1 protein-coding gene is annotated in these 235 nt (G+C 67.2%); it reads left to right on the top strand.

Annotated elements, in window-relative coordinates; all coding sequences use genetic code 11:
• Positions 1-13: 13 nt before the first annotated feature.
• On the top strand, positions 14-235 hold a 222-nt coding region (locus ACYP5B_RS49875), incomplete at its 3' end, for a helix-turn-helix domain-containing protein (RefSeq protein WP_459574861.1).

Raw genomic sequence — 235 nt, 5'->3', positions numbered from 1 at the left:
AGGAGCCATTACCATGACGATGCGGCAGATTGACCGGCTCAAGGTCATCCAGGCACTGGCCGACGCCTACCTCAAGACCGGGGTTGCGGCATCCAGACTGGGACTGACCCCTCGCCAGACCTTGCGCCTGCTGCGCCGGTACCAACAGGACGGCGCCGCCGGCTTGCTCAATCGCCACCAGGGTCAATTGGCCAACAACCGGACACCGCCGGGCCTTGCGGCGCGGGCGCTCGGC

The organism is Cupriavidus sp. 8B (assembly GCF_054589115.1).
Note: the sequence above shows the minus strand (reverse complement) of the source record. Positions and strands in the feature narration are given on the sequence as shown.